10 protein-coding genes, 12 tRNA genes and 3 rRNA genes are annotated in these 17,893 nt (G+C 37.6%); 23 read left to right on the forward strand and 2 right to left on the reverse strand.

Annotated features, from left to right (window positions below; genetic code table 11):
- The first annotated feature begins 127 nt into the window (after positions 1-127).
- The 17 genes from QTL86_RS00005 (at position 128) to QTL86_RS00085 (ending at position 9,178) form a co-directional block, all read left to right on the forward strand.
- A 16S ribosomal RNA gene (locus QTL86_RS00005) occupies positions 128-1,654 on the forward strand.
- Positions 1,655-1,798: 144 nt separating this feature from the next.
- A 5S ribosomal RNA gene (gene rrf, locus QTL86_RS00010) occupies positions 1,799-1,916 on the forward strand.
- Between the two features lie 5 nt (positions 1,917-1,921).
- A tRNA-Ile gene (locus QTL86_RS00015) sits at positions 1,922-1,995 on the forward strand.
- Between the two features lie 53 nt (positions 1,996-2,048).
- Positions 2,049-2,121: transfer RNA gene (locus tag QTL86_RS00020), tRNA-Ala, on the forward strand.
- Between the two features lie 232 nt (positions 2,122-2,353).
- Positions 2,354-5,256, forward strand: a 23S ribosomal RNA gene (locus QTL86_RS00025).
- The 16S, 23S and 5S rRNA genes sit together here with 12 tRNA genes alongside, the layout of an rRNA operon.
- Before the next feature lie 112 nt (positions 5,257-5,368).
- Positions 5,369-5,440: transfer RNA gene (locus tag QTL86_RS00030), tRNA-Asn, on the forward strand.
- A 9-nt stretch (positions 5,441-5,449) separates the two neighbouring features.
- Positions 5,450-5,521: transfer RNA gene (locus QTL86_RS00035), tRNA-Glu, on the forward strand.
- Positions 5,522-5,535: 14 nt separating this feature from the next.
- A tRNA-Thr gene (locus QTL86_RS00040) sits at positions 5,536-5,608 on the forward strand.
- A gap of 23 nt (positions 5,609-5,631) precedes the next feature.
- Positions 5,632-5,705: transfer RNA gene (locus tag QTL86_RS00045), tRNA-Ile, on the forward strand.
- 29 nt (positions 5,706-5,734) lie between these two features.
- Positions 5,735-5,808 (forward strand) — tRNA-Asp (locus tag QTL86_RS00050).
- 47 nt (positions 5,809-5,855) lie between these two features.
- Positions 5,856-5,928 (forward strand) — tRNA-Val (locus QTL86_RS00055).
- Between the two features lie 6 nt (positions 5,929-5,934).
- Positions 5,935-6,018: transfer RNA gene (locus tag QTL86_RS00060), tRNA-Leu, on the forward strand.
- A 27-nt stretch (positions 6,019-6,045) separates the two neighbouring features.
- A tRNA-Arg gene (locus tag QTL86_RS00065) sits at positions 6,046-6,119 on the forward strand.
- A gap of 50 nt (positions 6,120-6,169) precedes the next feature.
- Positions 6,170-6,243, forward strand: a tRNA-Arg gene (locus QTL86_RS00070).
- Between the two features lie 4 nt (positions 6,244-6,247).
- A tRNA-Thr gene (locus tag QTL86_RS00075) sits at positions 6,248-6,320 on the forward strand.
- 617 nt (positions 6,321-6,937) lie between these two features.
- Complete coding sequence (locus QTL86_RS00080) at positions 6,938-8,014, forward strand: DUF6709 family protein (protein ID WP_127067638.1); 1,077 nt, start codon at positions 6,938-6,940, stop codon at positions 8,012-8,014.
- 141 nt (positions 8,015-8,155) lie between these two features.
- Positions 8,156-9,178 (forward strand): hypothetical protein, encoded by a 1,023-nt coding sequence (locus QTL86_RS00085; RefSeq protein WP_410496134.1) that lies wholly within the window; start codon positions 8,156-8,158, stop codon positions 9,176-9,178.
- Between the two features lie 133 nt (positions 9,179-9,311).
- Here QTL86_RS00085 and QTL86_RS00090 read toward each other — a convergent pair whose 3' ends face one another.
- Positions 9,312-10,076 carry a DUF6062 family protein gene (locus tag QTL86_RS00090; RefSeq protein WP_410496135.1) on the reverse strand — a complete coding sequence of 255 codons (765 nt, stop codon included), beginning with the start codon at positions 10,074-10,076 and terminating at the stop codon, positions 9,312-9,314.
- A gap of 399 nt (positions 10,077-10,475) precedes the next feature.
- Here QTL86_RS00090 and QTL86_RS00095 point away from each other — a divergent pair, with 399 nt between their 5' ends.
- The 5 genes from QTL86_RS00095 to QTL86_RS00115 all read left to right on the forward strand — a co-directional run bounded on the left by QTL86_RS00095 (position 10,476) and on the right by QTL86_RS00115 (position 15,284).
- A complete protein-coding gene (locus tag QTL86_RS00095) occupies positions 10,476-11,372 on the forward strand; it encodes a DNA-3-methyladenine glycosylase family protein (RefSeq protein WP_013658301.1) in 897 nt (298 codons plus the stop codon).
- 260 nt (positions 11,373-11,632) lie between these two features.
- Entirely contained in the window at positions 11,633-11,917 is a 285-nt protein-coding gene (groES, locus tag QTL86_RS00100; RefSeq protein WP_013658300.1) for a co-chaperone GroES, read from the forward strand.
- A 150-nt stretch (positions 11,918-12,067) separates the two neighbouring features.
- A complete protein-coding gene (gene groL, locus QTL86_RS00105) occupies positions 12,068-13,702 on the forward strand; it encodes a chaperonin GroEL (protein ID WP_013658299.1) in 1,635 nt (544 codons plus the stop codon).
- A 608-nt stretch (positions 13,703-14,310) separates the two neighbouring features.
- Positions 14,311-14,460, forward strand: coding sequence for a hypothetical protein (locus tag QTL86_RS00110; RefSeq protein WP_190283409.1), 150 nt, complete (start codon positions 14,311-14,313; stop codon positions 14,458-14,460).
- An 86-nt stretch (positions 14,461-14,546) separates the two neighbouring features.
- Positions 14,547-15,284, forward strand: a complete 738-nt coding sequence (locus tag QTL86_RS00115) for a hypothetical protein (protein WP_127067635.1) — start codon at positions 14,547-14,549, stop codon at positions 15,282-15,284.
- 65 nt (positions 15,285-15,349) lie between these two features.
- Here QTL86_RS00115 and QTL86_RS00120 read toward each other — a convergent pair whose 3' ends face one another.
- The gene (locus tag QTL86_RS00120; RefSeq protein WP_127067634.1) at positions 15,350-16,894 is read right to left on the reverse strand and encodes a S1C family serine protease; all 1,545 of its coding nucleotides are present in this window, start codon (positions 16,892-16,894) and stop codon (positions 15,350-15,352) included.
- A 211-nt stretch (positions 16,895-17,105) separates the two neighbouring features.
- Here QTL86_RS00120 and QTL86_RS00125 point away from each other — a divergent pair, with 211 nt between their 5' ends.
- Positions 17,106-17,882, forward strand: a complete 777-nt coding sequence (locus QTL86_RS00125; RefSeq protein WP_127067633.1) for a hypothetical protein — start codon at positions 17,106-17,108, stop codon at positions 17,880-17,882.
- Positions 17,883-17,893: the final 11 nt, after the last annotated feature.

A 17,893-nucleotide genomic window follows, 5' to 3' on the forward strand; every position in this document is an offset into this window, starting at 1 on the left:
TGAACTTTGAAAACAAAATAGTAACTATAAACCAGTCGATTCATTACGTCTCTAATAAGAGATGAGAATCAGTACAACTTGTACTAAGTAAAATAGTCAGTAGTAGAAATACTACACGGACAAACTTTTATATGAGAGTTTGATCCTGGCTCAGGATGAACGCTGGCGGCGTGCTTAACACATGCAAGTCGAACGAAGTGATAGGAGCTTGCTCCTAGAACTTAGTGGCGGACGGGTGAGTAACGCGTGGGTAACCTGCCCTATGCAGGGGGATAACGTTTGGAAACGAACGCTAATACCGCATAAACTATGGACAATCGCATGATTGTTATAGTAAAGATTTTATCGGCATAGGATGGACCCGCGTTGGATTAGCTAGTTGGTGAGATAACAGCCCACCAAGGCGACGATCCATAGCCGGCCTGAGAGGGTGAACGGCCACATTGGGACTGAGACACGGCCCAAACTCCTACGGGAGGCAGCAGTGGGGAATATTGCACAATGGGCGCAAGCCTGATGCAGCGACGCCGCGTGAAGGAAGAAGGTCTTCGGATTGTAAACTTCTATCAGCAGGGAAGAAAAAAATGACGGTACCTGACTAAGAAGCTCCGGCTAACTACGTGCCAGCAGCCGCGGTAATACGTAGGGAGCGAGCGTTATCCGGATTTACTGGGTGTAAAGGGTGCGTAGGCGGTTTGTTAAGTCAGAAGTGAAATTTAGGGGCTCAACCTCTAAGCTGCTTCTGAAACTGATGAACTAGAGTGTGGGAGAGGAAAGTGGAATTCCGAGTGTAGCGGTGAAATGCGTAGAGATTCGGAGGAACACCAGTAGCGAAGGCGGCTTTCTGGACCATAACTGACGCTGAGGCACGAAAGCGTGGGGAGCAAACAGGATTAGATACCCTGGTAGTCCACGCTGTAAACGATGAATGCTAGGTGTCGGGGCTTACGGGTCTCGGTGCCGAAGTTAACACATTAAGCATTCCACCTGGGAAGTACGATCGCAAGATTGAAACTCAAAGGAATTGACGGGGACCCGCACAAGCGGTGGAGCATGTGGTTTAATTCGAAGCAACGCGAAGAACCTTACCTAAACTTGACATCCCGATGACCGAAGGGTAATGCCTTCTTTCCTAGCTTGCTAGGACATTGGTGACAGGTGGTGCATGGTTGTCGTCAGCTCGTGTCGTGAGATGTTGGGTTAAGTCCCGCAACGAGCGCAACCCCTATCTTTAGTAGCCAGCATTGAGTTGGGCACTCTAGAGAGACTGCCAGGGATAACTTGGAGGAAGGTGGGGATGACGTCAAATCATCATGCCCCTTATGTTTAGGGCTACACACGTGCTACAATGGCTGCTACAAAGGGAAGCGATCTCGCGAGAGTCAGCAAACCTCAAAAAAGCAGTCCCAGTTCGGATTGTAGTCTGCAACTCGACTACATGAAGTTGGAATCGCTAGTAATCGCGAATCAGAATGTCGCGGTGAATACGTTCCCGGGTCTTGTACACACCGCCCGTCACACCATGGGAGTTGGGGGGGCCCAACGCCGGTGACCCAACCCTTCGGGGAGGGAGCCGTCTAAGGCAAAACCAATAACTGGGGTGAAGTCGTAACAAGGTAGCCGTATCGGAAGGTGCGGCTGGATCACCTCCTTTCTAAGGATAGAAATCGAAGGTTTAATAGTTACTGTTTTGCTTTGAGAGTTCATCGCTAGATGTAACTATCAAAGCACCGAACCGAAGTGAAACGGCGGTGAGGTGTTGCTTAAGATCTAGTGTAAAATTGAATTCTAATAAATTTGTGGTGATGATGCGCTTAGGGGAAACACCCGTTTCCATTCCGAACACGTAGGTTAAGACCTAAGCGGCTGATGGTACTTGTCGGGAGACTGACTGGGAGAGTAAGTGGTTGCCACATTTTATAGGCTCGTAGCTCAGGTGGTTAGAGCGCACGCCTGATAAGCGTGAGGTCGGTGGTTCGAGTCCACTCGGGCCTATTCACTTTTAAGAAGTGATGATAGGATTAACTCAATAATAAAAAACACCATATGGGGGTTTAGCTCAGTTGGGAGAGCACCTGCCTTGCACGCAGGGGGTCAAGGGTTCGAATCCCTTAATCTCCACTGTCCTTACAATAGGACAATTTGTACTTTGAAAACTAAACACAATTTAAAATAGATTTGTAAGTTATAGCAATATAACTTGCGCCTAACGATAAATGTACACGCACATTAGTGCAAAAATGTTTGTCAGGGTGTAAAATCTACAATTTAACCGATAATAAATATTCTTTGTATTCAACGAAAGTTGATTAACAAGGCACAAACGACCGATTAACGAAAGTTAATCATTATAGGTCAAGCTACTAAGAGCGTAGAGTGGATGCCTTGGCACCGAGAGCCGATGAAGGACGTGATAAGCTGCGAAAAGCTACGGGGAGTTGCAAATAAACTTTGATCCGTAGATATCCGAATGGGGAAACCTGGCAGAGCAAACCTCTGTCATCCTATAGCCAATACATAACTATAGGAAGGGAACGAAGGGAACTGAAACATCTAAGTACCTTCAGGAGGAGAAAGAAACATCGATTTCCTAAGTAGCGGCGAGCGAAAGGGAAACAGGCCAAACCAGATTACTTGTAATCTGGGGTTGAGGACTGCGTCATGGCAAGAATGCGGATAGCTGAAGAGTCTGGAAAGTCTCATCAAAGAGGGTGATAATCCCGTAAGCGAAATCCAAGTGAAGCCTAGCAGTATCCAGAGTACCACGAGACACGAGAAACCTTGTGGGAAGCCGGGGGGACCACCCCCCAAGCCTAAATACTCCTCGGTGACCGATAGCGCATAGTACTGTGAAGGAAAGGTGAAAAGAACCCCGGGAGGGGAGTGAAAGAGAACCTGAAACTCTATGTTTACAAGCAGTGGAAGCGCCATATGATGCGCAACCGCGTACTTTTTGTAGAACGGTCCGGCGAGTTACTAGCTGTGGCAAGGTTAAGTACCAGGAGGTACGAAGCCGAAGGGAAACCAAGTCTGAATAGGGCGCCAAAATAGTCATTGTTAGTAGACCCGAAACCGGGTGACCTACCCATGTGCAGGATGAAGTTACCGTAAAAGGTAATGGAGGTCCGAACTCACATCTGTTGAAAAAGGTGGAGATGACGTGTGGGTAGCGGAGAAATTCCAATCGAACCCGGAGATAGCTGGTTCTCCTCGAAATAGCTTTAGGGCTAGCGTTGATAGGAGTCTAATGGAGGTAAAGCACTGAATTGCCTAGGGGGCCCACAAGCTTACCGAAGCATATCAAACTAAGAATGCCATCAAGATACCGTCAGCAGTCAGACTACGAGTGATAAGACACGTGGTCAAAAGGAAAACAGTCCAGACCATCAGCTAAGGTCCCCAAGTGTGTGTTAAGTGGAAAAGGATGTGAGATTTCGAAGACAACTAGGATGTTGGCTTAGAAGCAGCCACTCATTCAAAGAGTGCGTAATAGCTCACTAGTCGAGAGATCTTGCGCCGAAAATGTCCGGGGCTAAAACACACCACCGAAGCTATGGAATTCACAATAGTGGATTGGTAGAGGAGCGTTGTAACGACGCAGAAGCAGTACCGTAAGGAGCTGTGGAGTAATTACAAGTGAGAATGCCGGAATGAGTAGCGAGATACAAGTGAGAATCTTGTAGGCCGAATATCCAAGGTTTCCAGAGTAAAGCTGATCTGCTCTGGGTAAGTCGGGACCTAAGGCGAGGACGAAAGTCGTAGTCGATGGACAACTGGTTCATATTCCAGTACTACCTATTATCAGAACTGCAGGGACGCAGGAGGATAAGCAAACCCAGGAATGGTATCCTGGGCCAAGCACAAAGTCGCACCTAATAGGCAAATCCGTTAGGCGAGGATGAAGTGTGATGGGGATCGAAATAAAAGTAGAGAAGTTGCTGAATCCACACTGCCGAGAAAAGCTGCTATTGCGTGATAGGTACCCGTACCGTAAACCGACACAGGTGGATGAGGAGAGAATCCTAAGGCCGACGGGAGAAGCGTTGTTAAGGAACTCGGCAAAATGACCCCGTAACTTAGGGAGAAGGGGTGCCTACTTAGGTAGGCCGCAGAGAATAGGCCCAAGCAACTGTTTAACAAAAACACAGGTCTTTGCTAAACCGAAAGGTGATGTATAAGGGCTGACGCCTGCCCGGTGCTGGAAGGTTAAGGGGAGAGGTTAGTCTAAGGACGAAGCTTTGAACTTAAGCCCCAGTAAACGGCGGCCGTAACTATAACGGTCCTAAGGTAGCGAAATTCCTTGTCAGGTAAGTTCTGACCCGCACGAAAGGCGTAATGATTTGGGCACTGTCTCGACAGCGCACCCGGTGAAATTGTAGTACCAGTGAAGATGCTGGTTACCCGCGACAGGACGGAAAGACCCCGTGGAGCTTTACTGTAGCTTGATACTGAGGTTGGGTATTACATGTACAGGATAGGAGGGAGACTGAGAAATCTGGACGCCAGTCTAGGTGGAGTCGCCGGTGGGATACCTCTCTTGTAATACTTAACTTCTAACCATGGCCCGTTACCCGGGTCTGGGACAATGTCAGGTGGACAGTTTGACTGGGGCGGTCGCCTCCTAAAGAGTAACGGAGGCGCTCAAAGGTAACCTCAGAATGGTCGGAAACCATTCGAAGAGTGCAAAGGCATAAGGTTGCTTGACTGCGACACCGACGGGTGGAGCAGGTACGAAAGTAGGACTTAGTGATCCGGTGGTATGAAAGTGGGATTGCCATCGCTCAACGGATAAAAGCTACCCCGGGGATAACAGGCTTATCTCCCCCAAGAGTTCACATCGACGGGGAGGTTTGGCACCTCGATGTCGGCTCATCGCATCCTGGAGCTGAAGCAGGTTCCAAGGGTTGGGCTGTTCGCCCATTAAAGCGGTACGCGAGCTGGGTTCAGAACGTCGTGAGACAGTTCGGTCCCTATCCGTCGTGGGCGCAGGAAATTTGAGTGGAGCTGTCCTTAGTACGAGAGGACCGGGATGGACGGACCACTGGTGCATCTGTTGTCATACCAATGGCATAGCAGAGTAGCCAAGTCTGGATCTGATAAACGCTGAAGGCATCTAAGCGTGAAGCAGACCACAAGATAAGATTTCCCATCCGAAAGGAGTAAGACCCCTTAGAGACTATGAGGTAGATAGGTTGGAGCTGTAAGTGTAGTAATACATTGAGGTGACCAATACTAACGGTTCGAGGGTTTGACCTAGATAATAAAGGTTGAATAAAAAATTGTGTTTAGTTTTGGAAGTATAAAGGTGTTGACATAAGTCAATAGATATGATATACTTCATAAGTGCTCAAGAGAGTAAAAGAAATAATCCTCGATAGCTCAGCGGCAGAGCATCCGGCTGTTAACCGGAGGGTCGTAGGTTCGAACCCTACTCGGGGAGTTTAAATAAGGCCCGTTGGTCAAGCGGTCAAGACACCGCCCTTTCACGGCGGTAACACGAGTTCGATTCTCGTACGGGTCATTACATTTTAATATGCCGACGTGGCTCAATTGGCAGAGCAGCTGACTTGTAATCAGCAGGTTATCGGTTCGAGTCCGATCGTCGGCTTGCTACATATAATGTAGTGATATGGACCCTTAGCTCAGTTGGTTAGAGCATCCGGCTCATAACCGGACGGTCCTGGGTTCGAGTCCCCGAGGGTCCATCATAGCTCATTAAAATGTAAGTAAATAAGGCCCAGTGGTACAGTTGGTTAGCACGCCGCCCTGTCACGGCGGAGGTCGAGGGTTCGAGTCCCTTCTGGGTCGTATTAGTTAGTTGTTTTAACTAATAAATAAAAATATGCCATTAATATGGTCGCTTAGCTCAGCTGGGAGAGCACCTGCCTTACAAGCAGGGGGTCATAGGTTCGAGCCCTATAGCGACCATCATATGCCCGAGTGGCGGAACTGGCAGACGCACAGGACTTAAAATCCTGCGAGCTAACCCTCGTACCGGTTCGATTCCGGTCTCGGGCATATTTTTAAGTAATTATCAATAAATAAGTGCGCATAGCTCAGCTGGATAGAGCGTCTGACTACGGATCAGAAGGCCGAGGGTTCGAATCCTTCTGTGCACGTTTTCTATAAGATATTATAGAAGTAAAATAAAATATAAAATTGACATCATGTGCGCATAGCTCAGCTGGATAGAGCGTCTGACTACGGATCAGAAGGCCGAGGGTTCGAATCCTTCTGTGCACGTTTTGCCGACGTGGCTCAATTGGCAGAGCAGCTGACTTGTAATCAGCAGGTTATCGGTTCGAGTCCGATCGTCGGCTTTTTGAATTAGAACACCTTAGGGTGTTTTTTTGTTGTTTGAATTAATATATATCATAGACTATTTATCCAGATATAATAAAGAAGTTTTTGATTGAAGAGTAGTGTATAAGAGGGTAGTTAGAAGCGCTAAAAATGTTTCTAACTACTTTTTTTAGTTATCAATATTGTTGAGACTTTACTTGTAAATCACGGAATTTAAAATAAGTATTATTAATTTTAGAACATCAAAAATATAGTATATATAGAAAGGGGGGTATCATGAAACAACTTTATTATTTGGATACTAATGAAATTTATGATAAGTTAAATACTAGTTCTAAGTTATAGAATAGTAGAAGAAAAGTTGAGATAGTTAAAGAGTAGGCTATAGGAATTTAAATACTAGTAGCCTACTTTTTTTGTGATGAAAGACTATATATAGTTTCAAAATGATTACATTAAATATTGATAATATAAAAAAAATAATATATAATTTAAATGACTTAGGAACACTTTAATACTTTTAATGTCTTAAAGGTAGATTATTTAATACATTAAACCTAAATACGATGGAAAGGAGAATTAGGGTTAGATTATTAAAATAGAGGATTTAGAATAAGAAGAAAAGGGGAGAATTATGGAACAAGGGTTGTTAAAGAAGAGTGCAATTAAAAACAATTTAATGTGGATAGTTATTTTGGGAGTGATTTGTGGGGGATTAAGTTTTTTTGGATATCAAAATAAAGATTATTTAAAGTCACTTATAAAACCTATAGTTTTACAACAAGAGGAAAACTACGATGAATACTATGAACAGATGCTACCACCTATTACGAATTTAGATGAATTATATATTTTAAATACCTATTTTTACCTATATGAGCAAGAAACACCTAGTTCTAAAGAAAGAAAAACTGATGGTATATATTTAACGCAGCTAGGTAATAAAATGATTATTTGCGTTTATCCAAGTACCGCAGATGAAGATCCAGATGTATTATTAACTGAAGATATGGTGGGTTATATTAAAAATACAAGTGAAGTAGACCGATATAGTGAATTATTACCAGAGGTAATAAAAGATTTTAACTCATACTATGGAACTGAATTCACTGAGGAAGACTTTGCACCTAAAGTACTGTATATGGAGTCAAAGAGCCGTTTAATTGTTAATTATATTGTTACTGGTGCGATTGTAATTTTTGGCTTAGCAATGATAATATATCTTATTAAATATGTTATTTACCTAATCAACTTTAAGGGGATGAAAGGAATAAGGCATCTGAAAAAGTATGGTGAAATAACCAGTGTTATAGATGAAATTGAGAGTGAACAACCCATCTACGCAGGAAAAGGACAAATGATTACAGAGAACTGGATTGTTTCCACTAAGTTAAACACTTGCGCAGTGAAACTTGAGAATATTATATGGGTTTATACGAAGTTAAAAGGCATTAGTGAAGTACAATATTATGCGCTTTATATACATACCAAGGATGGGGACAAGTTTGTAATAAATACCCTAACCGAAATGAATCATACTCAAGTTCTAAACCAGTTAAAAGAAATGATTCCATGGATTTATTATGGTGAAACTAGTCAAACACATAACTTATGGAAAAAGCAAAGACAGATTATGTTAGATGAAATTGAAGCGAATAAGAAAATAATAAGCCTTAATCAAATACAAGATACAGGGATAGAAGAAGTCTAAGAAAAGGATTTATTTCTCAATACATGATCTAATAGACGTATCACTTCAGTTGAAGTAAAATCTTAAGAGAGGGGGAACTATCATCTAGTTCCCCTTATAATATAAAATGTAAAAATATGATTGATGAGTATGAGGAGAAAAATGCAGGCTAAAGGATTAAACAAAGAGATAAGGCAACATTATCTAAAAAGGTTATTGATTTGGTGTGTTTTATTAATAGTAATCTGCATGCAGACTTATCCCAATAGAGAGTATGTAGAATCATTATTAATAGGTGCTGGGGATATTCAGGACTATGACATGAAATTATTTATAAAGGAAGTACCACCTGTTGTAACAGCCAAGGAAATGAGTTTTATTAATACTGGATATGAAATTTATAGTGGGGACAAAGATGGGGAGAATTACAAGGAAAGTACTATTTATTTAGGAGAAATGAAAGGTAAATACATGATATGTATATACGCTAGTACTAGTAGTACAGATCCATCCTATTTAACGGGTAAGAATAAATTTTTAATAATAAAAGAGGCAAACACATTAATTGATTATGAAACGATTTTATTAGGTGTTGTCCGTGATTTGAATGCTATTTATAAAGAAAATGTAACAGAGGCGGATTTTATAAATAAAATAGTATTCATAGAAGAAGAAAAAGGCTTGTTAAGATATCGCTTAGAAGTAGCAGGTTTAATCTGTATAAGTGTTTTTGTGATTTATGAAGTAATAAAATGTTTAGTAGGTGTACTGGGATTACCAAGGATTAAGGGAAGGCATTACATAGGTAAGCAAAGATGGAAAGAGGTTGCTTTAAAAATACAAGAAGAAAAGAGTCTTAGGGAAGATAAGAGGTATAGAATTACAGAGCACTGGTTTATAGGTATCTTCCAAGGTATTGTAGTTATACCAATAGAGAAAATGATATGGATTTATCAAGAAGACTATAGTATTTATATTTATGCTCAGGATGGGAGAAAGTATTGCTTAAGACATTGGAGTAGAAAGCAGATAGAAAAAATGTATAAAGATATGAAAGAAGCATTACCCTGGGTTTATCAAGGAAATACCAAAGACTTACAGTATATTTGGAAAAAGCAACGTATGCAGATGATAGAAGATGTTGAAGAAGGAAAATTAGATTATGATTTAAGTGAGTGGTTATAATCCAATAGACAGAATGAGCGCAGTATATAACTCATTAAAGTCGAATCATTTTAATAGAGCTGGACACTAAATAGTGTACCAGCTCTTATTAGTAATTATTAAATTTAATCAATAACAAGCTTTGTATAAAAGACTATTTTTCTTTAAAAGGAGGATCTTGAACATAAATACCTACGAGTTTTTGAATACCTCTAGGAATAGCATCTTTAGAATTTTTCCAATCTGCATCTTTATTACGATAGTCATATTTATCTATAAACCAGGATAAATCTTCTTCAATACGTTTCAGATTGGTTTGCATCTTATCAAATAAAATACTATAAAATTCAGGTTTAGCTTTTTCAGTAACAAGGGTATCTGATAGAGCCATTAAATCTCCAAAATGAGTAACACAGAAACCTTTACAATCCTTAAAGAGAGCCATAAAATCAGGGCTTGTCTCCATTAAATAGAAGAAAGTATTCATATAGCGGATAAAATTTTTATCAATATAGTCACAAACATAGCAAGTATGATTTTGTTCATTCACCCACTCACTAATAGGATTTCCAGCTAATTCATCCATGGTTTTAGCTTTTTTGAATTTGGCAAACATACTCGTTTTAGTAGGAGAAAAGGCTTCAATTTTCTTTGCTAATTCCTTTTGAAGGGCTACATAATGGGTATGTAACATAAGAGCCATGCCAAGTCGGTTGCCGTAATCATACATTTTCTTATAGTGTTCACTACAAAAGCCCATTTGGTCAGTTGTAGCGCGAATATCATCCTCCATATAAGCACAGCCTAAAATAAAGGAAATGGCATCTTGTTCTAACTTACGTTTTATATAACAAAAAGGACATTCATCCTCTGCATGAAAGGCATCCGTTAGTGGAATGGTATAAATTGTATCTTTCATAGAAAACTCCCTTCTTAGATAAAAAAATAAATAACTCTGTTTTTATTATACAATAATAAAAAATAATTACCTACTAAATTAATAAATTTAATCAAGTACTAATTGGTATATAAAGATAGAGAGTAGATTTAGAGCGTATTATAATCTAGAGAAACTGTCCTTAAGAAATAATGATTTATTATACTTTTATTGATAATGTTGGAATAAGAGTGATATGAGAAAGGTAAAAAAGAAAAATAGTTTATCTATAACGAGTGTAAAATAATAAATATTATGATAATATAAAAGAAAAATTAACAATCATTAATCATATTAAGGGACAAAAAATTACATAAAAATGGATATTAGTAGACGAAATGGTAATAATATGAAAGAATGAAAAAGTAAAGGGTGTGGAACATGAATAATATGGTAATGCTCAATCATGTAAGTCACTTTAATATTGGACAAATTTTAGAAAGTGGACAAGTGTTTCGCTTTGAAAAAATTTCAGATCATAGTTACCTTTTAAATGCCAAGCAAAAGTTAATTAAAATTACTCAGCAACCAGATTCTAGCAGTGTAGCGATTTATAATACTACTGCTAGTGAAGTAGAAGAAATCTGGATGAATTACTTTGACATTAACACAAACTATGAAAATATTACAGCAACATTAGCTGCAAAGGATGAATGGATGGCAAAAGCTGTGGAGTTTGGTAAAGGCATTCGTATTTTGCGTCAAGATCCATGGGAGATGCTTATTTCTTTTATTGTCTCACAGAATAAATCCATTCCTCATATTAAAGCTTGTTTAAAGAATATAACCAATAAATTTGGATTCCCAATTAATGAAGTCGATGGCATGGGAGAACATTATCATTCATTTCCAACACCAAAGGAGCTATCTCGTGCCACAGAAGAAGATTTAAGAGAATGTAAAGTAGGCTTTAGGGCACCCTATATAATGGATGCTTGCCAAAAAGTATTAAATGGTGATGTTATTTTAAACGATTTATATATTATGCCTATTGAAGAAGCTAAAGCCAAGTTAATGACTATAAAAGGCGTAGGGCCTAAAGTTGCAGACTGCATCTTATTATTTGCTTACTCTAGGATGGAGCTTTTTCCAACAGATGTTTGGATTAAAAGAGTAATAGAAGGCCTTTACTTTGAAGGTAAAGATGTAAAGTTAGAGGAAATACAAAAGTTTGCAAGTGAGTACTTTGGTGAATTGGCTGGTTATGCTCAACAATATCTTTTTTTCTATGGAAGAGAAAATGCGCTTTTTAAAGATATAAGTAAGAAAAAAGCATAAAACAGAGAAATATAAGAAGAGTGTATAAAAACAAGAGAAAAAAGTTAAAAATAAAAGTAAATCATTAAAAATAGAAGCAAATAAAAGAAATTATAAATAAATAAATTAAATATGTTTAAAATACCTTAAATAAGGTAAAAATTGTATTTGCAATATAAGGTATAATGCCATAATATTATAAATATCAATTAGCACTCAATCATAGTGAGTGCTAATAATACAAAAACAAACTATTAAATATAAACAGGGAGGTTTTCTTTATGAACTTAAAACCATTAAGCGACAGAGTTGTAATCAAACATCTTGAAGCAGAAGAAAAAACACAATCAGGAATCATCTTAACAGGGACTGCTAAAGAAAAACCACAAGAAGCAGTAGTTGTAGCAGTAGGGCCTGGTGGCGTTGTAGATGGACAAAAAGTAGAGATGCAGGTTAAAGTTGGAGATAAAGTAATCTACTCAAAATATGCAGGAACAGAAGTAACATTAGACAAAGAAGAGTATGTTATCGTTCGCCAAGGTGATATTTTAGCAATCGTTGAATAAGCTATTATATGACCTAAGGGAGCGTGTTTTCTTTAGTTTAAGTTTATCTAGCTAAGCATATGAGTACTTAATATAAACAACATAGGATAGTTTGAATAAACTAGTCTAAATAATAGAGAGTAAAAACAATAATTTAGGGAGGCTATAAACATGGCAAAACAAATTCGTTTTGGATTAGAAGCAAGACAATCACTTCAATCTGGTGTAGATCAATTAGCAAATGCAGTAAAAGTAACACTTGGACCAAAAGGTCGTAACGTTGTATTAGATAAATCTTTTGGTACACCACTTATTACAAATGATGGTGTATCTATTGCAAAAGAAATCGAGCTTGAAGATCCATTTGAAAACATCGGAGCTCAACTTGTAAAAGAAGTTGCTACAAAAACAAATGATGTTGCTGGTGATGGTACAACAACAGCTACTGTACTTGCTCAAGCAATGATCACAGAAGGTCTTAAAAACATTGCAGCAGGTGCAAACCCAATTATTGTACGTCGTGGTATGAAAACTGCAACAGAAGCAGCAGTAGAATCAATTAAAGCAATGAGCCAAACTGTTAATAGCAAAAACCATATTGCTAGAGTAGCAGCTATTTCAGCTGGTGATGATGAAGTAGGTAACTTAATTGCTGATGCTATGGAAAAAGTATCAAATGATGGTGTTATCACAGTAGAAGAATCAAAAACAATGGCAACAGAATTAGATGTAGTTGAAGGTATGCAATTTGATAGAGGATACTTATCAGCATACATGGTAACAGATACAGAAAAAATGGAAACTGTATATGATAATCCATACATTTTAATTACAGATAAGAAGATTTCTAATATCCAAGATATCTTACCAGTTCTTGAACAAATCGTTCAAACTGGATCTAAACTTCTTATTATTGCAGAAGATGTAGAAGGTGAAGCACTTACTACTTTAGTATTAAATAAAATCCGTGGTACATTCAACTGTGTAGCTGTTAAAGCACCAGGCTTTGGTGATAGAAGAAAAGACATGCTTCAAGATATTGCGATCCTTACAGGTGGTACAGTGATTTCAGAAGAAGTAGGTCTTGAACTTAAAGATGCTACAATTGACATGCTTGGTCGTGCAGCAAGCATTAAAGTAACAAAAGAAAATACAGTAATTGTTGATGGTGCTGGAGATAAAGCGGCAATTAAAGAAAGAGTTGTTCTTATCCGTAATCAAATTGAACAATCTACATCAGACTTCGATAAAGAAAAAATGCAAGAAAGAGTTGCAAAACTTGCTGGTGGTGTAGCTGTAATCAAAGTTGGTGCAGCAACAGAAACAGAAATGAAAGAAAAGAAACTCCGCATTGAAGATGCTCTTGCAGCTACACGTGCAGCTGTTGAAGAAGGTATCATCGGTGGTGGTGGTAGCACATATATCCACGTTGCTAAAGACGTAGAAAAATTATTAGATACAACAACTGGAGATGAAAAAACAGGTGTACGTATTATCCTAAAAGCATTAGAATCTCCACTTTACCAAATCGTAGCAAATGCAGGTCTTGAACCAGCAGTTGTTATCAATAAAGTAAAAGAACTTGAAAAAGGAACAGGTTTCAATGCTCTTACAGAACAATATGTAAACATGATTGAAGGCGGTATTATTGACCCAACTAAAGTAACAAGAAGCGCACTTCAAAATGCAACATCAGTAGCGTCTACATTCTTAACAACAGAATGTATCGTAGCTGACATTAAGAAAGATGAACCAGCTATGCCAGGTGGTGGCATGGGCGGTATGGGTGGCATGGGAATGATGTAATCCCACCCCAAATAAAGTAACAACTACTTCTCCAATATTTTGGAGAGTTGAATAAAGGATGTTCTTATCTAACAAAGTTAGATGGAACATCCTTTTTATATGTCTATATAGTAACTGGATAGTGAGAATGCCCTGAGTAATGTATTAAAAAGACCTTGTTCTCAATTTTTAATAGAAAATTTAAGAAGAAGACCTTTTTTGTGGTAGGAGAATATAAGGCATATAGGAGGAATTACTTATGGTAGCTTGATAGGAAACAATGATAATAAAAAAGTTCAATGAGTTCAAAAAATCCCCTATTAGATTAATAAGCAAGGATATTAAGAGAAACAATAGAAGTAGGTTGAAATAGAGAAGCAAGAGTTAAAACATAGGAAAAAGATACGGATTTATTTTAATGAGAGATCTAATGTAATAAAAGTAGGATAAGGTACAATATATTTGACTTGAAAAGTATATGATTAAATATTAAAATAATATAGAATATTGTAAATAAATAATGATTAAGAAATAAATAAGGAGGATAAATAGATTAATAGAGGTATGCATGACTGCAGCAGTAGTTGCTAGGATAATAATCGATTGACTAGTAACTGGTATAGTACGTTTTGCAACTCCAATTTGAATTTGATTTAAACAATAAGTTTCATATTGAAGTAGAACGTATAGATGATGATGGAGACATAGGGATAGAAAAAGACATGGGGTTAACTATGGAACTTAATGTTTATGTTGAAAAATTGGAAGATGGTTTTTGAAGATTATGAGCATCAATGTACATAGAAGTAGATGCTACATGATATTTCGAAATACCTTAAGAATAAATAAAAGGGGAATAGTAGTAATGAAAAAGTGGAGTGTATTGTTAGGTAGTCTATTAATAGTAATAGTAAGCGTTACAGGTTGTGGGATTAAAATAACTATAGGTGATGAACCAAAAACTAAAGAGCAACAGATGGAGGATGAAATCGCTAAAATATTAGAAGATAGCAGTATAGATGAGACTTTAGCTGGAATTGAGCAGGGGGTAGACACTAAGATTAGGGATTCAGAAAAAGAAGAAATAGAAGTAGTTGTGGAAGAAGAAGAGCCAGTTTCAGAAAAACAGCCTCCAAGAGAAGTAATACCCTTACATGAATATAATATGTACGATTGTATTTATAGCGAAAGGGAGAGCGAAGGCATACCGTATATATCAGGGGAATATGAAGAAATAGATTATGCCTTTGAAGTGTTACAGAAATATTTTGCTGGGGATAAAGAGGTATATAATGTATTACTAAGTAGCCAGTCAAGTGAGACTGAGCCTTTTGTATTAATAGGAGAAGATAGAATTAAACAATATGAAAAGAAACTCAAACTCTATAAGATCCAGTTAGATATGGAGGAAGATGAGTTCTTTGATACAGAAATTTATTCAGTAGAATATAATGGTTTCGAAAACAGCACAAAAGAAACAGGGGTAGAGCTCTCAATTTGTCTAAAACTAATGCCACAAGGACAAGACATTGAGGTTACAAAGTTCGTAACTGCATATGTAGTAGACTATAAAGATGAGCTAGGCGTATTATTATATTTTTAAAAACGAAGAACATAATAGAGTAATAAATAAAAGGCGAGTGAACATGTACTCGCCTTTTTGAGTGTTTATTGATTAAATAACTGTGAAAGTGGTTGAGCAGAAATGCTTTTATAAGAAGTATTTTGCCATCCAGAAGTATCATTAATGACGTGCTGAATATCTACAGCTAAAGAGATATCGGCATAGCCAGACATAATCATTGTATTAACTCCGATTACCTCACCCTTTGAATTAAATAAAGGGCCACCACTATTACCAGGTGCCAATGGCAAGCTAGATTGAAGAAGTGTCACACCTGATTCTTCCCAAGTATTATTAAATAGACCTACAGTTACTGTATTATATAAGCCTAGAGGACTACCAATAGCTAGTACTTCATCTGCTTTACTACAGGTGTCAGCATTACCAAAAGAAACAGGTTCACCGACTGCAGTAGCTAGTTTTAAAATTGCTAAATCTAAATCAGGATTATAATCGATAACGCCTAGAACTGTAGTGGTACTGCCGTCTACAAAACGAATAACACCTTCAGCTTGTCCGTCAATAACATGATAGTTGGTGGCAACCACACCAGGGGCAATAATAAATCCAGAGCCTTGGCTTGTTGGACCTAAGAAAGTAACTGTTTTGGGGTCATTTTCCTTAATGATTTGTTTAATATCAAGTGAAGTTGTATCGACAGAACTTGATGTATCTTTATTTTCGTCAAGAAGAATGGTACTTTCTACAACTACTCCATCTTGAGAAGCAGTGACATTATGGTCTTTAATAACATCAAGTTCAGATCCTTTGCCTAATAATTTAGCTTTAAATGCTTCTAAATATGCCTCAGGTTTATCAGTAGTGTCCTGTTCACTATGGATATAGCTACAATATTTTTCAATTTTATAACCTGTTTCTTCAGCTACTACAGTACAAGTACCTATATATTGCGTTTCTACTACTAAATCTGTTCCTACTTGTTCGCCTTCAATGGTTAAGATAACCCCCATTTTATAAATACCATTTCCACCACTTAATACTTTAATGGCATCAACAGATTTTACGAGAGATGAAATAGCCGACGGAGGTTTATCAGGGGAGTGTTTAGTAACAACACGACCATGGCTGTCAAGAACCATATCATCATAAAGTGACATTGTATAAGATTCAGGAAAAGGTACATCAGCATCTTGAGAAGCGTAAACTTCATAGAAGGCTTTGTAATTTGGAGAATACATATTAAATTGAGCATCGTAAGTTTTAAAATCTGGATTACCTTCCATATAACCATAGTTGTTCATTTCAAACCAATCAGTATAAAATTGGGTTGTGAAAGCAATTACATCATCGATTTCCTTAGAAGATGAAATTTTGAGTGGTGAATTTAAGGTAGTAGAGGGGGGGGCAGCAGAAGAATTAGGCGCTTTAATCTTGCCTGTAGTCTCCTTTGTCTGTTCAGTATCGTCACTAGCGTTTTGAGAGTCTTCGGTTTCTGATATATCAGATGTTGAAGGAGAAGAAGAGCTAGGTTGATCACCAAAAGAAATAGTTACTTTTCCGCAGCCACAACATAAGCATAAGATTGCCATAGTTATGAAAGTAGGTAGCTTTTTAAAATGCATTTTCATATAAATAGTCCTTTCTAATATTATCTTATATATGACATATTATACAAAAGATAATATTAAAAGTAAAACAAATAATCAAAAAATATTAAAAAAATAAAATATATTGAAAAAACATAAAATTTAATTTATAATCTTGTTTATTGTACATGGTAAGTCAAAAAATGTTGGATATAGTGACATACTGTGTTATTACTTCAAGAAGGAGAATAAAATGGAGAAGAAAAAAGTTGTTATTGGTGTAATCGGTGTAGTTTTGATATTAGTGATAGGGATTGTAATAGGTGGAAAAGTACATATAACAATTGAACCTAATGAATCTAAAGTAACAAGTGGTGAAGCAGATAAAAATAACGAAGAAAAGCCAAAAGAAGATAAATCAGTTAAGACAGCAGAAAAGGAAGAATTAGAGGAATCAGTCGATCAAAAGGATAAGAATGGCAGTGGTTCTGTCATTATCAAAGAAAATGAAGAGCAAGAAGTAGTACCTGAAAAAGATGATAACACTTATTTTGCTAAGAGCCAATTTAAGACAAGTAGTTTTTCAGAAGATCAAGTGGACACCAAAATATATGATGATGAAGAAGGAAAGAATTATAAGCTCGGTGAATATGCTGAAATTGATGAAGCCGTTGAAGTGATTCGTCAATATTTAAATGGTGAAACAGATTATTATAGCCAATTAGTAGAGCCAGGGGAAAGTAGTCAAGATGAAGAGAAATATTTTATGCTAGCTGGTGAAGAAGCTTATAAGGATAGAGATAAAGATTACCTATTATTACAAACCCAATTTGAATTTGAACCAGGCACTAAAGTGGACTTTGTTATTAATCGAGTAGAATATGACGGAGAAGACTTGGCATATGATGTAGGCGCAGGCTTGATGATCAAATATAGTGCTTATCCTGAGGGAAGTGAATATGGCTTTTGGGATATTATGTCCATCACTGTATATAATATTGATGGAAAATTGTATTTTAGAGTTTTTTAGAAATTAATACA

The sequence above is a fragment of the Cellulosilyticum sp. ST5 genome (assembly GCF_046529625.1).
GTDB lineage: Bacteria > Bacillota > Clostridia > Lachnospirales > Cellulosilyticaceae > Cellulosilyticum > Cellulosilyticum lentocellum.

What these genes read in the sequence shown, in the direction of transcription:
- QTL86_RS00090 (WP_410496135.1), bottom strand. Translation starts at nt 10,076, where the DNA reads ATGAAAGATACAATTTATACCATTCCACTAACGGATGCCTTTCATGCA.
- QTL86_RS00085 (WP_410496134.1), top strand. Translation starts at nt 8,156, where the DNA reads ATGCAGGCTAAAGGATTAAACAAAGAGATAAGGCAACATTATCTAAAA.
- QTL86_RS00120 (WP_127067634.1), bottom strand. Translation starts at nt 16,894, where the DNA reads ATGAAAATGCATTTTAAAAAGCTACCTACTTTCATAACTATGGCAATC.
- groES (WP_013658300.1), top strand. Translation starts at nt 11,633, where the DNA reads ATGAACTTAAAACCATTAAGCGACAGAGTTGTAATCAAACATCTTGAA.
- QTL86_RS00095 (WP_013658301.1), top strand. Translation starts at nt 10,476, where the DNA reads ATGAATAATATGGTAATGCTCAATCATGTAAGTCACTTTAATATTGGA.
- groL (WP_013658299.1), top strand. Translation starts at nt 12,068, where the DNA reads ATGGCAAAACAAATTCGTTTTGGATTAGAAGCAAGACAATCACTTCAA.
- QTL86_RS00115 (WP_127067635.1), top strand. Translation starts at nt 14,547, where the DNA reads ATGAAAAAGTGGAGTGTATTGTTAGGTAGTCTATTAATAGTAATAGTA.
- QTL86_RS00125 (WP_127067633.1), top strand. Translation starts at nt 17,106, where the DNA reads ATGGAGAAGAAAAAAGTTGTTATTGGTGTAATCGGTGTAGTTTTGATA.
- QTL86_RS00080 (WP_127067638.1), top strand. Translation starts at nt 6,938, where the DNA reads ATGGAACAAGGGTTGTTAAAGAAGAGTGCAATTAAAAACAATTTAATG.